This window comes from Penaeicola halotolerans (assembly GCF_016464625.1).
Classification (GTDB): Bacteria; Bacteroidota; Bacteroidia; order Cytophagales; family Cyclobacteriaceae; genus Penaeicola; species Penaeicola halotolerans.
In genome coordinates, this window is the sequence record NZ_JAEAGO010000252.1 from 1 (window position 1) to 231 (window position 231).

The 231-nt window shown below is 41.6% G+C and carries 1 pseudogene; it reads right to left on the reverse strand.

The features are described from left to right. Positions 1-231 (reverse strand): annotated as a pseudogene (locus I5349_RS14190) (transketolase family protein); the annotation flags it as partial.

Below are 231 nucleotides of genomic sequence, written 5' to 3' on the forward strand. Positions count from 1 at the left end.
TAGCTTCAGCTAAGATAGCATACCATACAAGATGACCTGTTGCGAAGATAGAGACATCTTTAACATCTACCATTTTCCAAGCTTTACCGATTTCAAACTTCTGATAGGCAGGAGTGAAGATAGGCATAGAAGGACGACCAAATCACAAGTAGACTGGGCCTTCATGCTCTGCTATAGCGATAGTCGCAGCTTTTGTTTGATTATAGTCACATGGGCTGATCACAGACATAT